This is a genomic window from Marinomonas transparens (assembly GCF_016463975.1).
GTDB classification, from domain to species: domain Bacteria; phylum Pseudomonadota; class Gammaproteobacteria; order Pseudomonadales; family Marinomonadaceae; genus Marinomonas; species Marinomonas transparens.
Window position 1 is genome coordinate 1 of sequence record NZ_JAEMNX010000033.1, and the last position, 14,429, is coordinate 14,429.

Consider the following 14,429-nt stretch of genomic DNA (forward strand, 5'->3'; position numbering starts at 1 on the left):
TGCTCTTGAGACAGGTGACGTTGAGATCACAGTGGACACCACACCGCCGGAGGTGGCAATAACCTCAATCGAAGATAGTAATGGTAAAATCGAAGACGAGAGTACGACCGATAGTTCGGTCGTGTTATTTGGCACAGCGGAAGTGGGCTCGACGGTCAAAGTTTACGATGGTGATAACGAGCTGGGCAACGCGACAGTAGCGTCGGATGGTACTTGGAGCTACACCGCCACGTCTCTTAGCCTATTCAAAACCTATTATTTTAATGCCAAAGCCACTGATGCCGTGGGTAATGAAAGTGCGGCCACGGAGGATTTTTTGATCGGTGTCTTTTCTGAGGCCCTTGATCCAAATCCCCCTTCAGATGGTCCTGTGGTTGTAGAGCCGATACCGATTCCTGTCGTAGACACGTCGGTCGTGGTATTTGATTTAACGACAGGCATGTCGAGTAGCCATAGTGGGCGCGTATTTGATGAAAACGTGAGTTACACCATTTATATCGTGACGGATACTTATGATAATAATAAATCCTTGGACTCTGATTCTTGGTGGTCATCGGAAGAAGGGAGTAATCCTTTAGGTCTGGACGATAAACTTGTATTGGTTAGTGCTGATGGTTCGGAACTACGTGGTCGACATGGTAGAGCTGTTACTGATGTACAACTCAGAGTTGCTACGTCGAAAACATTCTTACAGGGAGGGAATATGCTCAAACTTGCACCTTCGTTGGTTTGGGAGTCTCCCGCTACTGCCGGTAGAACACAACCATTATTATTTAGCAAGGGTGCCGCATATATAGGGGTCTCAGGCCTTTTTGGCCGCAGTGGAACTTATGATCTTAATAGCCTTGGTATGAACGAAGCTTATAATCAGGCTAGGCTGTGGGAGGGATTCTCGTGGGCTACATTAGGTGCGAATAACCGTAATGAGGATGATCTTTATATCTTACAGCTGCCAACGAGTATTGCAGTAAGCCAACCTATGTCGTAGGCCGGCTATCTAAAGGGCCCTATTATTCGAACTATTCGTTTAATTGGGCCTTATTTTGTGAGCGAGCAATCTCTGACGATTTGTGATTAAGGTAAGCGGCAAATAGTGACGTATTATCAGTGTTCTACCCGTGTTGGAAGAGGTGAACATGTGTTTATTAACCTAGCGGAGAAGTGCATCACAAGCGCTATGTCAAGGCTATGAAAGCTGTTTTATAGCCTTGGTGATTGCATTTAGAGGGTGTAACGCTTGAAGGGGAGGGCGCTGCCATGGCGTTTTGACTCGTTCTCTATTTTTACAATGTATTGGTGCGCACAGCAGTCATGCAAAAGTCTCCTATAGGCAAGGGCGAAGAATTATGTGTTTTTTAAGGTAGGTTTTTGATGATATTTCTAAAAAACAGTTAAATTTTTTTGATTTTGCGAGAGGTTTGAGAGGATTGAGACTGACATTCTATTTTCCTAACAAAGATAATGTGTGAAAGCGTGGTTTTTTGTAATTGCGCGTGAACATTTGTTAGGAAGAGTAGTATGCGTGTCAGTAAAAAATCCATCTTGATGATAACAGTCGGACTGTTCGCAGGAACGATGCATGCAGAATCGGTGGATGTGAAGAACGAGTTAACCCAGTTGTTGCAAGATCACGCTCTTATCGTTCAGGCTGAACAAGGCCTTATTGCAGCACAGCAACAGCTTAAGTCAACGGACGCTAGTTGGTATCCCACTTTCTCTTTGAGCGGAAATTATGGGCGGGAGCACTTTTACCGTGATCCGGGAAATGACAACAGGTTGTCAACCGCTGAATTTGATGCCCGTTTACGTCAAACCTTGTGGGACTTTGGTAAAACGTCCAGTACCATCAGCAAAGCGCAAAAGAACGTTTCGATTAAAGAAGCGGAACATACTTTACAGTCTCAGAATGTGTTGCTGGCTGGGTTAGAAGCCTATGTTAATCTTAAAAAAGATTATCGCGTTGTACGCTACGCACAGCGATCAGAAGAGAATATTAAAACGCAAACAAAGCTTGAAAATACGCGAATCAATAAGGGCAGGGGTTACACTAGCGATGTGTTGCAAGCTAAATCCCAGCTGGCTGGTGCCCGAGCTAAACGAGTCAGCGCAGAGCAGGCTTTATCCGCGTCTAAAAACCGTTATATTGCTGTGTTTGGTGTTGCTGCCCCGAATGACAGTGACATGCCTATGTTGTCCCTTCCTCATGCACTATTGCCAAACAATATCGATGAATTGATCGATGGGTTGGCGCTGAACAATCCTAGTATTCGTCTAGAAATGGCCCGTGTCGAAGAAGCCCGTGCTGAGCGACGACGCGTGAAAAATATTGAATGGATGCCCAGTCTCAGTCTGGTGGCCAGCACGAGCCATAAGGAAAACCAAGATGGTGTGTCTGGGGATCAAGACAGCAATCAAATTGCCGTGCAATTTGATTGGGATATCAATTTGGCGGGTCAATCTAGTCATCAAATAAAAGCCGCAGCGGCGGATGAGGCCGTACGTCAATCTCAGGCCGACTATATGGTGATTACTGAGCGTGAAGCGGCCAAGAATGCGTGGACCGATTGGGCGCTGGCGAAAGAGCGAGCAGGGTATCTATTGGATCAGGCTGAAATCGCCGATCAATACTTATCTTTAGTGCGTAAAGAACGTGAACTGGGGCGCCGTTCCTTGATCGATGTGTTGTCTGGTGAAACATCTCTAATCAATGCGCAAAGCGATTACAGCGCAGCACAAGCGAGTGTAATTATCGCGTCTTATAACATTTTGCGCAGTATGGGGAAACTCACTCTAGCCAATTTGGATAAAACTGTAATTTATTGATTTTAAATAAATATTTTATTATTCCTTTGGCTTGATGCGTCAAGGATAAAGGGGTAAGGGGTAAAGTATTATGGCTGATAATGTTGTTCATAGAGATGATGAAAGCGGTTACATTAATGGGCAGCAAGAAGAAACAACTGTGATCGGGCATACAGTGTCTCTGGTCATTGACGAAGATGCGGCTTTTGAACAGGCTAAAGAGGCTTTTTATTCGGCATTTTATGAAGGTAAAACAGCCGAGCAGGCGCTTCAGGATGCGAGTGACAGGTTAGATGAGTTAACGGTCTCGGATGAGCTTAAAGTGGTGCTCTTGAATTTATTGGCAGAGGTGGACTACAACAGTCTTCAGCAATTAAACGCAGTTGCGCCATTGAATATTGTGACTGACTGTGGGCCGTCTGATTTTTTCATCGAGGAATTTGAATCATCAGAAAGGCCTATTTTTACTAAAACTGCCCTTTGTATTCTGGTTCGTGACTTCAATAAAGGAGAGGTTGCGAAGAAAACGGATCAGTTTGATTTTTCTACTGTTATTAGTTTGAGTGAAGAGGAAGGTGGACAGGGCTTGATTTATGAGCAAAGTGATGCCTTTTTATCTGCTGATTTAATGGATCGGACGGAACAAACGCTGCTAAGTGACACTTTTTCAATGATGGGCGATATAGACCAGTTGATTACAGATTCGTTAGATACAATGGCGGAAACACAAAATGTCACTGTTATGACTCCGAATTTCACTGTGACCAATGATGCAGGCCAAGCGTTAGTGTCTGGTGATAGAACCAATGCCATCAGTTTGGTTATATCCGGTAGCTCGGAAGCGGGCTCGACGGTCAAAATTTACAATGGTTTGACCGAATTGGGTGACGCGACGGTTGAACCGAATGGGGCTTGGAGCTACACCGCCACGATTATCAACGGTATTGATTATCACTTTAATGCTAAGGCGACGGATGTTGCGGGTAATGAAAGTGCGGCGACATCGAATTTTAGCGTGACAGCGGACACGATTGCGCCGGATGTGTCGATTGACACGGTAACCGATGATATGGGGAGTGTGACGGGAACTTTAGCGTCAGGAGACATTACGGACGATACGAATTTGGTACTGTCTGGCACAGTGGAAGCGGGTTCGAAGGTCAAAATTTACAACGGCAGTACAGAGTTGGGGGACGCCAATGTGGCGTCAAATGGCACTTGGAGCTACACCGCAGTCATAACCCACGACATGCGTTATCAGTTTAATGCTAAAGCGACGGATGCGGCAGGTAATGAAAGTGTTGCTACTGAGAATTTTGGGGTTACGGTGGACGCCGTGGCGCCGGATGTAGCAATAGCCGCGGTGACGGATGATGTGGGCAGTATACAGGGCGCGTTAACGTCTGGGAGCTCCACGGACGACACCAATTTGTTGTTGTCTGGTACAGCGGAAGCGGGTTCAACGGTTAAAATTTACAACGGTATAACCGTAATGGGCGATGCTACCGTTGAATCCAATGGAAATTGGACTTACAGCGCAACCTTGGTCAACGGTAATGATTATCAACTTAACGCTAAAGCGACGGATGCGGTGGGTAATGAAAGTGCAGCGACATCGAATTTTAGCGTGACAGCGGACACTACGATTTTGGCTCCAGAATTTACAGTGATGGATGATGTGGGCAGTGTCACCGGCCTCTTATCGTCGGAGGTCAGCACGGACGACACTAGCTTATTATTGTCTGGCAAAACGGAAGCAGGCGCGACGGTTAAAATTTACGAAGCTGGAAACGCAGTGGGTGATGCGACCGTTGATAGTAGTGGAAATTGGACTTACAACGCGACCTTGGTCAACGGCAATGATTATCAATTTAGTGCCAAAGCCACGGACGCGGTGGGTAATGAAAGTGACGCCACGTTGGACTTCAATGTGACGGCGGACACTACTGCGCCGGATGTGTCGATTGACACGGTAACCGATGATATGGGTAGTGTGACGGGAACTTTAACGTCAGGAGACATTACTGATGATACGAACTTGGTGTTGTCTGGCACAGTGGAAGCGGGTTCAAGGGTCAAAGTTTACAACGGTGAGACGGAAGTCGGTAATGCGACCGTTGATAGCAATGGAAATTGGACTTACAGCGCGACCCTAGTCAACGGCAATAATTATCAATTTAACGCCAAAGCGACGGACGCAGCGGGCAATGAAAGTGCAGCGACATCGAATTTTAGCGTGACGGCAGACATGAGTGCGCCGGATGTAGCAATGACATCGGTGACGGATGATGTGGGCAGTATACAGGGCGCGTTAACGTCTGGGAGCTCCACGGACGACACTACCTTGTTGCTGTCTGGTACAGCGGAAGCGGGTTCAACGGTTAAAATTTACAACGGTATAACCGTAATGGGCGATGCTACCGTTGAATCCAATGGAAATTGGACTTACAGCGCAACCTTGGTCAACGGTAATGATTATCAACTTAACGCTAAAGCGACGGATGCGGTGGGTAATGAAAGTGCGGCGACATCGTATTTTAGCGTGACGGCGGACACGGTAGCGCCGATGGTGTATTTTTCTAAGGCCATTGACGATGTGGGCAAAATTAAGAAGCAGTTAGTGACGGGTGATGTCACGGATGACACCAGCCTGGCGCTGTCGGGTGCCACTGATGATCCAAGTTCGACGGTGACTGTTTACGATGGTACTACCAAGTTGGGTGAGGCTACCGTGATGTCGAATGGCCTCTGGAGCTACACTGCGGAGATTAGCGATGGTGTTAGTTATCAATTTAATGTCAAAGCGACGGATGCAGCGGGTAATGAAGGTGTGGCGACGGCTACCTTCAACATCACTGGGGATACTAAAGGGCCGGAGGTGACGCTGGGGCTCACCGACGATGTGGGCAATGTGCAGGGTTCGTTAACGTCTGGGGATACCACGGATGACACTAGAACACAGCTGTCTGGTAAAGTGGAAGCGGGCTCGAAGGTCGAAATTTACAATGATGGGGTCTTGACGGCTTACGGTCTGGTCACAGGTGATGATTGGTCATCCACTGTCTCGTTGGAGAACGGAACCACCTATAACTTTACGGTCATAGCGACAGACGCGGCGGGCAATGAAAGTGAGTTGCCTGATTTCACTGTAACATCAGACACTGTGGCGCCAGTCGCGGCCACCAGTAACCCCCTTGTATGGGATATGTCTAAGGGGGTGAGTAATACCGTGTTAGATGCAGGTGACACGGTAACGATCACCTTTAGTGAAGTGGTTAAGGTTGCTGATTTGCAGCTAAGTGATTTTACGCTGACTGATAGCCATAGCTGGGGAACCGGCGCGACACTGAGTACCGTTGACGATGACAGTGATGGTTATTCAAATATCTATACCATCACACTGGGCAGTGGTTCTACGGCAACGGAAGAAGACAAGGTAACGATAGCGGCGGGTGAAGTGAATGATAAGGCGGGAAATACGAACCAAGAAATAGGCTTACAGGTCGATACATCGATTGTGGTATTTGATTTGGTGGCAGGTACGTCGAGCAGCCATAGTGCACGAACATTTGATGCGAATGTGAGTTACACCATTTATATCAAGGTGGACAGTAATTCAGAAAAATTGAATTTTAGTTCCGGTTCTAAATGGTTGTCAGGGGAGAATTTAGGCGCTGACGATAAAATAGTATTAGTGGGAGATGATGCAGAGGGAGTACATGGTGGGAATAAAGAGCAAGAGATAACTCAGCTTTTGACGCACGCTAGTTATTTGGCTTGGGCGGACAGCCGCGGTTTAATAGCAAGAGGATCGGCGAAGATATATGTAAATGGCAGCTTTTTTAGGGCTTATGGAGCACCGACAGGTGCAAAGGGAGCTGTCGGCGTGACGAATGGAAGGACTTCGAGAGTTGATCTGTGGGATGGTATGGCTAATGCTGGTAATTCAGGTCAAAACCCTGGCAAAGGACAGGTGTTTAGCACTGCTTATGCCGATCAACTGCCAACTAGCATAGCGGCAACGCAGCCTATGTTCTAGCTTGGTAGTAGAGCTCTGCTTGTACAGTACATGATAATTATCTATTCGCTAGGTAAATCTGTCGTAGTGCTGTGCTTACTGAATATGATCGTTAGGGATGTGGCAAGTCCTGTTTGAAATATGGGCATTTTTTTAGATCAGATGGTGAAATTTTTGATTTAACGAGATGTTTGAGAGGTTTGAGACTGACATTCTGTTTTTCTAGCAAAGATAATGGTGAAAGTGTATTTGTCTGTAATGACACGTCATTATTTTTGGGGAAATGTTTTATGTGTGTCGATAAAAAATCCATCTTGATCTTGAGTTTTTGGCTGTCCGTGGGGGTTGCCCACGCAGAGCCGGTGAAGAGTGAGTTAACTCAGCTATTGCAAGATGGGGCTATTATTGTTCAGGCAGAGCAAGGTTTTATTGCAGCAAAGCCACGGCTCCAATTAATTGATACCAGTTGTTATCCCACATTATCTCAGTTGGATGATGCCCGTGCTGAACGAGTCAGCGTAGAGCAAGGTTTATCCGCGTTCAAAAGTTGTTATGTTTCTGTGTTTGATGTTGCTGCTTCGAATGACAGCGACATGCCTATGTTGTCCTTTCCTTATATTCCATTGCCGAACCATGTTGATGACTTGATCGATGTGCTGTCTGGTGAAATCGATCTAATTAATACGCAAAACGATGGGAGTGCAGCGCAAGCGAGTGTGATTATCGCGGTTGATAACATTTTTCGTGGTACGGAAAATTTACTTTAACTAATTCGAAAATTCTAATCAGTTAATTGATTTAAATGAATATTTCACGATTCCTTTAGCTTGGTATAACGCAGAAGAATGAATGAAGAGGTAAAAATTATGGCTGATAACATTGCTCATATTACGAATAATGAAAACGGTTACAGTAATGGCCAGCAGGGAGGAATGGTTGTGACCGAGCGCTCAGCAGCTTTCGTTACTGAAGAAAGCTCAGCTTTTGAGGTGGTTAAACTACGCAGCTTTGTGGCGAATCAGCAATTTAACGAATTGAAAGCCGAATGCTTGGCTTTGTTGTCTGACATGCCCGCTGACCAGTTACCCAAGGTATTGCCCGTCAACGTATTGTTGGCATTGGCTTATGCTCATTTAGGCGAGCGTGAAAACTTGCTTGAAAGCTTGGTTTTGCTTGAGGCTCAACAAGATGTTTTAGACAAGGACGCCCTGTGTGATTTGGCTGCGGTATACATTGCGAGTCAGCAAATCGAGAAAGCCCATAGCTTATTAAAAGCGCTGATAAAGCAAGCGCCGAAGCATGATTTGGCATTGGCTCGTTTGGCTTGGTGCCATATGGTGCAAGGTGAGTCTGAAAAAGCCTTGCTCTTGTTTGTGCGCTCTTTGGCGATTCAGCCCTTACGTATGGCGGCACAGCTTAATCGTATTCAGCTATGGGTAACCCTGTATCAAAAAAGCCTAGTTTTTCGAGATGGAAGGAATAACGATGAGGTCTCGACGAGTAAAGCTCAATCTATAATCGATTTTTCTTTGTCTATCGTTCCTACTGTATTTGAAGAAGCTTTGGATTGCTTGTTTAAACTGCAGGGCTCGACACCTGAAACGCTTTGGAAAAGCTATGAAAGCCGTTTACAGCGCTTGCAATTGCATTGGTGGGTATTGCTTGAAGAGTATGGCTCTGCGGAGCAATGGCTAAGTCGTGATGTCTTAATGGACGAGGAAGACCAAGCGGTTTATTGGGGGGGTGAATACGCAACTTTATTAACAGAGCATGACCAGCATGGCATTGCCGAATCTTTTTTAAAGGATTTGTTGAAAGTTTTCCCTAATAATATTGCTTTGTTGTTATTTTTGTCTGAGTTAGCACAGATGCAGGGCATGCCTATGCCTGCCATGGTGTTTATTCATCGAGCGATTCAACAGGAAAAGGAAAGCAGTGCGTTATGGGTTCGGTTGTCTGGTGTGTGTTTGCATCATTTCAGTCAGAAAGCTCGCCATGCTGCAGAAAAAGCGGTCACATTGGCCGACGCGATGGTAGCGGGGGCAGAGCACAGTGCTGAATACATAGAACTGTGCCGAATCCAAGCGAAACATGCCTTGGCGATGGTGGAATCAGATGAGCAGGCGTTTGATAAAGCCGAAAGTTTGTTTGTTGAAATCCTTGCAGAACGGCCATATTTTTTACCGGCGCTATCGGGCTTGGGTCAGCAGAAAATGCAGCAAGGTCGTATCGAAGAAGCGGTGTCTTTGTTCGAAAAGGTAAAAGAGGTCGATCCTGTTAAAGGTATTAGCTCTTTGATTAATGCACGGCATTTTCCAGAAGACGAGGAGACGTTAGATAAACTGGAGAAGTCCGCTAGATTACCTAGCATGGAAGGCTCTATGCGTTCTAGTTTGTTGTTTCAGTTGGCATCAGCTTGGGAAAAACGTAAAAATTTTGAAAAGGCATTTTCGTTAGCAGAACAGGCCAATGAATCGAGTTTACGCTTCTTAAAATATGATGCTAAAGACCATCGTAATCATTGTGCCCGTCTTCGTTATGCGTTTTCTTCGTCCTTGTATGAGCACAGACCTAATTTCGGTGTGGTGTCGTCTTTGCCTGTGTTTGTGCTAGGGATGCCGCGCTCCGGTACCACATTAGTTGAGCAAATTATTTCCGGACATAGCGATATTTTTGGTGCGGGTGAATTGGGGCTGATTCCCAATGTGATTCAGGGGTTAAATCGTTGGGAGCGCCATGTGGGCTCTGGTCGTCAATACCCTGATTGTGTGGATGATTTAGGCGAGTATGTGACCAAAGGCATTGCCAATAATGTTCTACAAGAGTTGCAAGCATTTGCCCCAGATGCCAAGCATATTGTCGATAAGCTGCCCCATAACTTTGAAAATATCGGCTTGATTAAGTTTCTTTTCCCCCATGCCAGGATTATTTCTGTGCGTCGAGACCCCCGTGATATCGCGTTATCCAATTACTTTACCGATTATCAAGCTAAGCACGGCGGAATGGGCTTTGCTTATGATTTGACCCATATTGGTGAGCAGTTGGCGGATCATAATTTGTTAATGCATCACTGGAATCAGGTTTTTCCCGGTCAAATTTTAGAAGTTAACTATGAAGATGTGGTGGAAGACCTAGAAGGGTCTGCCCGTAAGATGCTTGATTATATTGGCGTGGAGTGGCAACCCGAGGTGCTTAAGTTTAATGAACTGGAGCGTTCGGTTAAAACCGCCAGTGTGTGGCAAGTACGTCAGCCTTTGTATAAAACATCGAAAGCTAAGTGGCTGAATTACAAAAATAAGTTAGCGCCTTTGACGAAAGGGACAAATGCACCTATTGAATTTGATGCCATTGAAATGATGACTTTGCCTTTGCCGGATTTTCTGAGTCGTGGCGTGGCACATTTTGATAAAGGGGAGCTAGACGAGGCTGAGGCGTGTTTTAAAAAAATGCTGCACCATAACCCGAATCACGCGGCTTGCCAGTATATGACTGGCTTGGTGTATTGCAGTAAAGGGCATATGGCAGAGGGAATTGATTTGCTTGAATCCGCTTTAGAGACCTTACCATGGCAAAAAGAATGGCGTAAGAACCTGATAAAAGCGTATGAGCAAACAGGGCAAGTAGAAAAAGTTCAGGCATTGACGAATAAAAAACAAGTTAATGAGACGACAGCGTTAACCGATGTGGTTGACGATATACAGAAAGGATTCGACAGCGACCCAGATGAAGATGAAGCGTTTTTTCCTTTGGCGGGTATTGAACAGTTTTTATGATTTTTAAAGGTTAATGTATGAGAGCTTTATTAGCCCCATTGTGGGCACAGTCGAACCTAAACCTGTATATGGTTTTAAGCAGCTTGTTGATTCATATTTTGGGTCTTACTTCGACTATTTTTGTCATGTTGGTGTATGGGCGTTATTTGGCCCATGGCATAGACAGTACCTTGTATACCTTAGCGATGGGTGCCTTGATCGGTATTGGTATAGAGATTCTGTTGCGTCGCGCACGCTATAAAATCGCGGCGGCTTTGTGTGCAGCTGAGTCTCGTAAGCTATCAGAGAAAGTCAGTCATGTCTTGTTGAATGCCCGTAGTGGGGCGTTGCAATCACATTTGAATTCACCTGATATTGGAGGCGGTACGACCAGCTGGCTGGAACGTATTGGGCAAGCTGTCAGCCCCCAACCGATATTAGCATTACTGGATATGCCTTTTGCTTTATTGCTATTGGGTGTGCTGTTTTTGTTGTCTTGGGAATTGGCGTTATGCGCCTTGTTTGTTGTGTGTGTATTGCTGATATTTTTAGGTGTCAGTGTGCATCGAATAAAAGCGGTCACAGAGCATCATCAGCTCGCACAAGGGCAGTTTAATAGCTTATTAAAGAATACTGAGTTGACCGAAGTGGTGCGAATTAACAATGCACAAGATTGGCTAGCGCAACGTTTATCGGATGACAGTGGTGAGAGCCGTGTTTCTAAACATGCTTTGCAGTTGCAACAAGAGAAGATACAAAGCCAGGTCCGTAGTGCAACCATGTTTATGTCGGTAGTCATTATTTCTATTGGTGCCGCCTTATCTGTGCATGGTGATCTTAATTTTGGTCTGTTGATTGGGGCAAATATATTGTCTGCGCGTTTGATTGTGTTAATTAGTCAGCCGATTCAGCAGGTGCCGACTTGGTTGAATGCTATTGAATCCTTTAAAAATGTCGAGGCTTTTCTGGATTTACCCGAGGAAACACAAAGAGGCACCAAGCTTCCTACTTATCTGGGTAAATTAAGCTTTAAGCAGGTGATGTTTTCTTATCCTAATGCACCTTTGATGGTCTATGAGAACCTCAATTTTGAGTTGGAGGAAGGTGAATGCCTGATGGTAACAGGTAGCAATGGTAAGGGGAAAACGACCTTGGCTCGCTTGATCACCGGTCTCGTTCAGCCGATGCGAGGCAGTATTTCAATTGATGGGGTTGAGTTACGCCAAGTGAATGCTCGTTGGTGGCGTGAGCAGCTGGTGTATTTGCCACAAGATCCTGATTTGTTGCCCGGTACCTTGCGGGAAAATATGAGTTTGATTGATAGCAGTATTGATGATGCACAGATTTTGGCTGCGCTTCATCGTGTGCAGTTGGGTGGGTGGATAGAGCAACACCCAGAAGGCTTAGATATGATTATTCAACAGCGAGGTCGTAATTTAGCGTTAGGAATTCGTCGTCGTATTGCTTTTGCTCGTGCTTTGTTAACGCAAGGACAATTAGTCGTGGTTGATGAGCCTTTAGAAGGCTTAGATAAAGAGGGCATTAGTATGATGCAGCGGGTGTTGGGGGAATTGGAAAAAGAGAAGCGTACCTTGATTGTTATTTCCCAGTTTACGCAACCTTTAAAAGCTGGCGCTAAATACATTAATTTAGATGAACGTCATGTTATGCAGATTTCGTCAGCACATCCTAAAGCTACTTCCGGTAGTTTAGAAAAGGGAGCACTCGTATGATACTTGAACAAAAAGCGGTTTATCAGAAGTTAGAGAATGTGGGTAAGGCACAGCGTAGTTTGTTGTTTTTTATTATTGCTGGTTTTTTGGCGTTTATTTTTTGGGCCTCGTTTAGCCCTTTAGATTTGGTGAGTATGGCGAATGGCTCGATAGAACCTGTTAATAAAGTACAGACGGTACAACATTTGGAAGGGGGGATTGTTCAAAAAATACTAGTGAGGGAAGGGCAGCCTGTTATTAAAGGGCAAGCACTAATAGAACTTGAAACCATGAATAGTGGTTCTTCTTATGCTGAAATGTTGTCTCGGGTGAATTCGTTAATCGCTGATAAAACCCGTTTACTTGCGGAGATCAAAGGGGATGAGACTATTACTTTTGATGATGTGTTTTTAGCTGAAAATTTTCAGTTAGCACAACGTACAGAAACACTTTTTCAAGCGCGCCGTAATCAGTTAATCAGTTCTCTTCAGGCTCAGAAAGATGAGATAAATGTGCGCGAGAAGACGGTTCAAGAAATGGCTACTCGTATTCATTATAGTAAAAAACGCCTGCTGCTTGTACAGGAACAAAACGAGATAGAAAAGAAGCTGCTAACGAACTCTTTGAGTAATCGTTATGAGCATCTTGATAGCTTAAAAGAAATGAACAAATTAGAAAGTGACATCGCGGAAGGTGAAGTGGGCCTTGCCAAGACAAAAGCCTCATTAAATCAAGCGAAGAGTAATCTTGTTGCCATTCAGAATAAATATAACGAGGAAGTGAATACCGCGTATTCTGAAACCCGTAACCAGCTTAATGAAGCTGAACAGCGGCTGAAAAAATATAAAGACAGTTTGGAGCGTACCGTTTTACGTGCACCGATGGACGGTATCATTAAGAACCTTTATGTGGTGACTGAAGGGGGCGTTATTGCACCAGGTGGAACCGTGGTCGATATGGTGCCAGGTAAAGATGGTTTGATCGTTGAGGCAAAATTGCCTCCGCAGGATATTGGTCATGTTCAGCAGGGGCAATCTGTATTTATTCAGTTAGCATCGGGTGAGGCTCAGAATTACGGACGATTAATTGGTGCTGTTGACTCAATTAGCCCTGATACTATTACCTCAGAAGAGGGTGATGTCTACTATGTGGTGCGCATTTCAATAAATGACGAATATTTTGGTAAGGGGCAGAATCTCTATAAGTTGTCTTCAGGTGTGCTGGTAACGGCTGGTATTATCACTGGGCAACGAAGTGTGCTGGAATATATATTTTCGCCTTTTGTGCAGTCTTTACCTTTTGCTTTAACCGAGCGTTAGGGATGAATAATTTGACTTGGCAGAACTTGAAGGTGACGAAGCAGCATCGTTTAATGCAAAAAAAACAGCCTTCTTATGTGCTTTGGTTTACTGGTTTGAGTGGCTCAGGAAAGTCGACTTTAGCGAATGCGTTGGAACAGGCTTTGTTTGAACGTGGGTTGCATACCTATTTATTGGATGGCGATAATTTACGCCATGGGTTAAATCAGGACCTTGGCTTTTCTGAAACTGATCGAACTGAAAATATGCGTCGAGTCGGTGAAGTGTCTAAGTTATTTACCGATGCAGGTTTGATTGTGTTGGCGGCGTTTATTTCCCCTTTTCAGAGCGATAGGTCTTTTATAAAGGACCTTATAGGGGAGGAGAATGTCATTGATGTGTATCTTGATACACCTTTATCTGTCTGTGAACAGCGTGATACAAAGGGGCTTTATAAGCAAGCGAGAGCCGGGAAAATCAAGGGCTTTACAGGAATTGATTCGCCTTATGAAGCGCCTAAATCTGCGGATATTGTGTTTAATACGGATATCATGTCGGTGAACGATTGTGTTTCGATAATTCTGGCGTATTTGGGGAGGCGCCTGTTGCTGCCTTCTGTTTAGTGGTGTGTCTAGATGGAGCGATCTAAAACGTACTTTCTTTTCTGGAGGCCATCAGTGTGGCTAATACAATGCCTCTGAAGGCGGCTATGAGCAGGGCAACGTGAGAGGGGTTGTGTGTCTCACGTCATAGTTCTGGGCGAACAGGACAAAAATTTACTAATCAATAATCCCCTTGCCGCAATAAGCATACCTATAAGAATATTTCAGCAAGGGTAAATTCTTCA

The 14,429-nt window shown here is 45.0% G+C and carries 8 protein-coding genes; all 8 read left to right on the forward strand.

Features of this window, described 5'->3' with window-relative positions:
- Nucleotides 1-988, forward strand: a 988-nt coding sequence (locus I8J31_RS19290) for an Ig-like domain-containing protein (protein ID WP_199470217.1), incomplete at its 5' end; no start/stop codon positions are given.
- A 530-nt stretch (nucleotides 989-1,518) separates the two neighbouring features.
- A complete protein-coding gene (locus I8J31_RS19295; protein WP_199470218.1) occupies nucleotides 1,519-2,823 on the forward strand; it encodes a TolC family protein in 1,305 nt (434 codons plus the stop codon).
- 70 nt (nucleotides 2,824-2,893) lie between these two features.
- The gene (locus tag I8J31_RS19300) at nucleotides 2,894-6,841 is read left to right on the forward strand and encodes an Ig-like domain-containing protein (RefSeq protein WP_199470219.1); all 3,948 of its coding nucleotides are present in this window, start codon (nucleotides 2,894-2,896) and stop codon (nucleotides 6,839-6,841) included.
- Nucleotides 6,842-7,110: 269 nt separating this feature from the next.
- Nucleotides 7,111-7,587, forward strand: coding sequence for a hypothetical protein (locus tag I8J31_RS19305; RefSeq protein WP_199470220.1), 477 nt, complete (start codon nucleotides 7,111-7,113; stop codon nucleotides 7,585-7,587).
- A 99-nt stretch (nucleotides 7,588-7,686) separates the two neighbouring features.
- A complete protein-coding gene (locus tag I8J31_RS19310) occupies nucleotides 7,687-10,593 on the forward strand; it encodes a sulfotransferase (RefSeq protein WP_199470221.1) in 2,907 nt (968 codons plus the stop codon).
- Between the two features lie 17 nt (nucleotides 10,594-10,610).
- Nucleotides 10,611-12,305, forward strand: coding sequence for an ATP-binding cassette domain-containing protein (locus tag I8J31_RS19315; RefSeq protein ID WP_199470222.1), 1,695 nt, complete (start codon nucleotides 10,611-10,613; stop codon nucleotides 12,303-12,305).
- Complete coding sequence (locus I8J31_RS19320) at nucleotides 12,302-13,603, forward strand: HlyD family type I secretion periplasmic adaptor subunit (RefSeq protein WP_199470223.1); 1,302 nt, start codon at nucleotides 12,302-12,304, stop codon at nucleotides 13,601-13,603. The genes I8J31_RS19315 and I8J31_RS19320 overlap by 4 nt, the downstream gene beginning before the upstream one ends.
- Nucleotides 13,604-13,605: 2 nt before the next feature.
- Nucleotides 13,606-14,205: an adenylyl-sulfate kinase gene (cysC, locus tag I8J31_RS19325; RefSeq protein WP_199470224.1), complete on the forward strand. Its 600-nt coding sequence runs from the start codon at nucleotides 13,606-13,608 to the stop codon at nucleotides 14,203-14,205.
- Nucleotides 14,206-14,429: the final 224 nt, after the last annotated feature.

Bases quoted from the DNA above. Each gene is read 5' to 3' on its own strand.
- I8J31_RS19295 (WP_199470218.1), top strand. From the start codon at position 1,519: ATGCGTGTCAGTAAAAAATCCATCTTGATGATAACAGTCGGACTGTTC.
- I8J31_RS19300 (WP_199470219.1), top strand. From the start codon at position 2,894: ATGGCTGATAATGTTGTTCATAGAGATGATGAAAGCGGTTACATTAAT.
- I8J31_RS19305 (WP_199470220.1), top strand. From the start codon at position 7,111: ATGTGTGTCGATAAAAAATCCATCTTGATCTTGAGTTTTTGGCTGTCC.
- I8J31_RS19310 (WP_199470221.1), top strand. From the start codon at position 7,687: ATGGCTGATAACATTGCTCATATTACGAATAATGAAAACGGTTACAGT.
- I8J31_RS19315 (WP_199470222.1), top strand. From the start codon at position 10,611: ATGAGAGCTTTATTAGCCCCATTGTGGGCACAGTCGAACCTAAACCTG.
- I8J31_RS19320 (WP_199470223.1), top strand. From the start codon at position 12,302: ATGATACTTGAACAAAAAGCGGTTTATCAGAAGTTAGAGAATGTGGGT.
- cysC (WP_199470224.1), top strand. From the start codon at position 13,606: ATGAATAATTTGACTTGGCAGAACTTGAAGGTGACGAAGCAGCATCGT.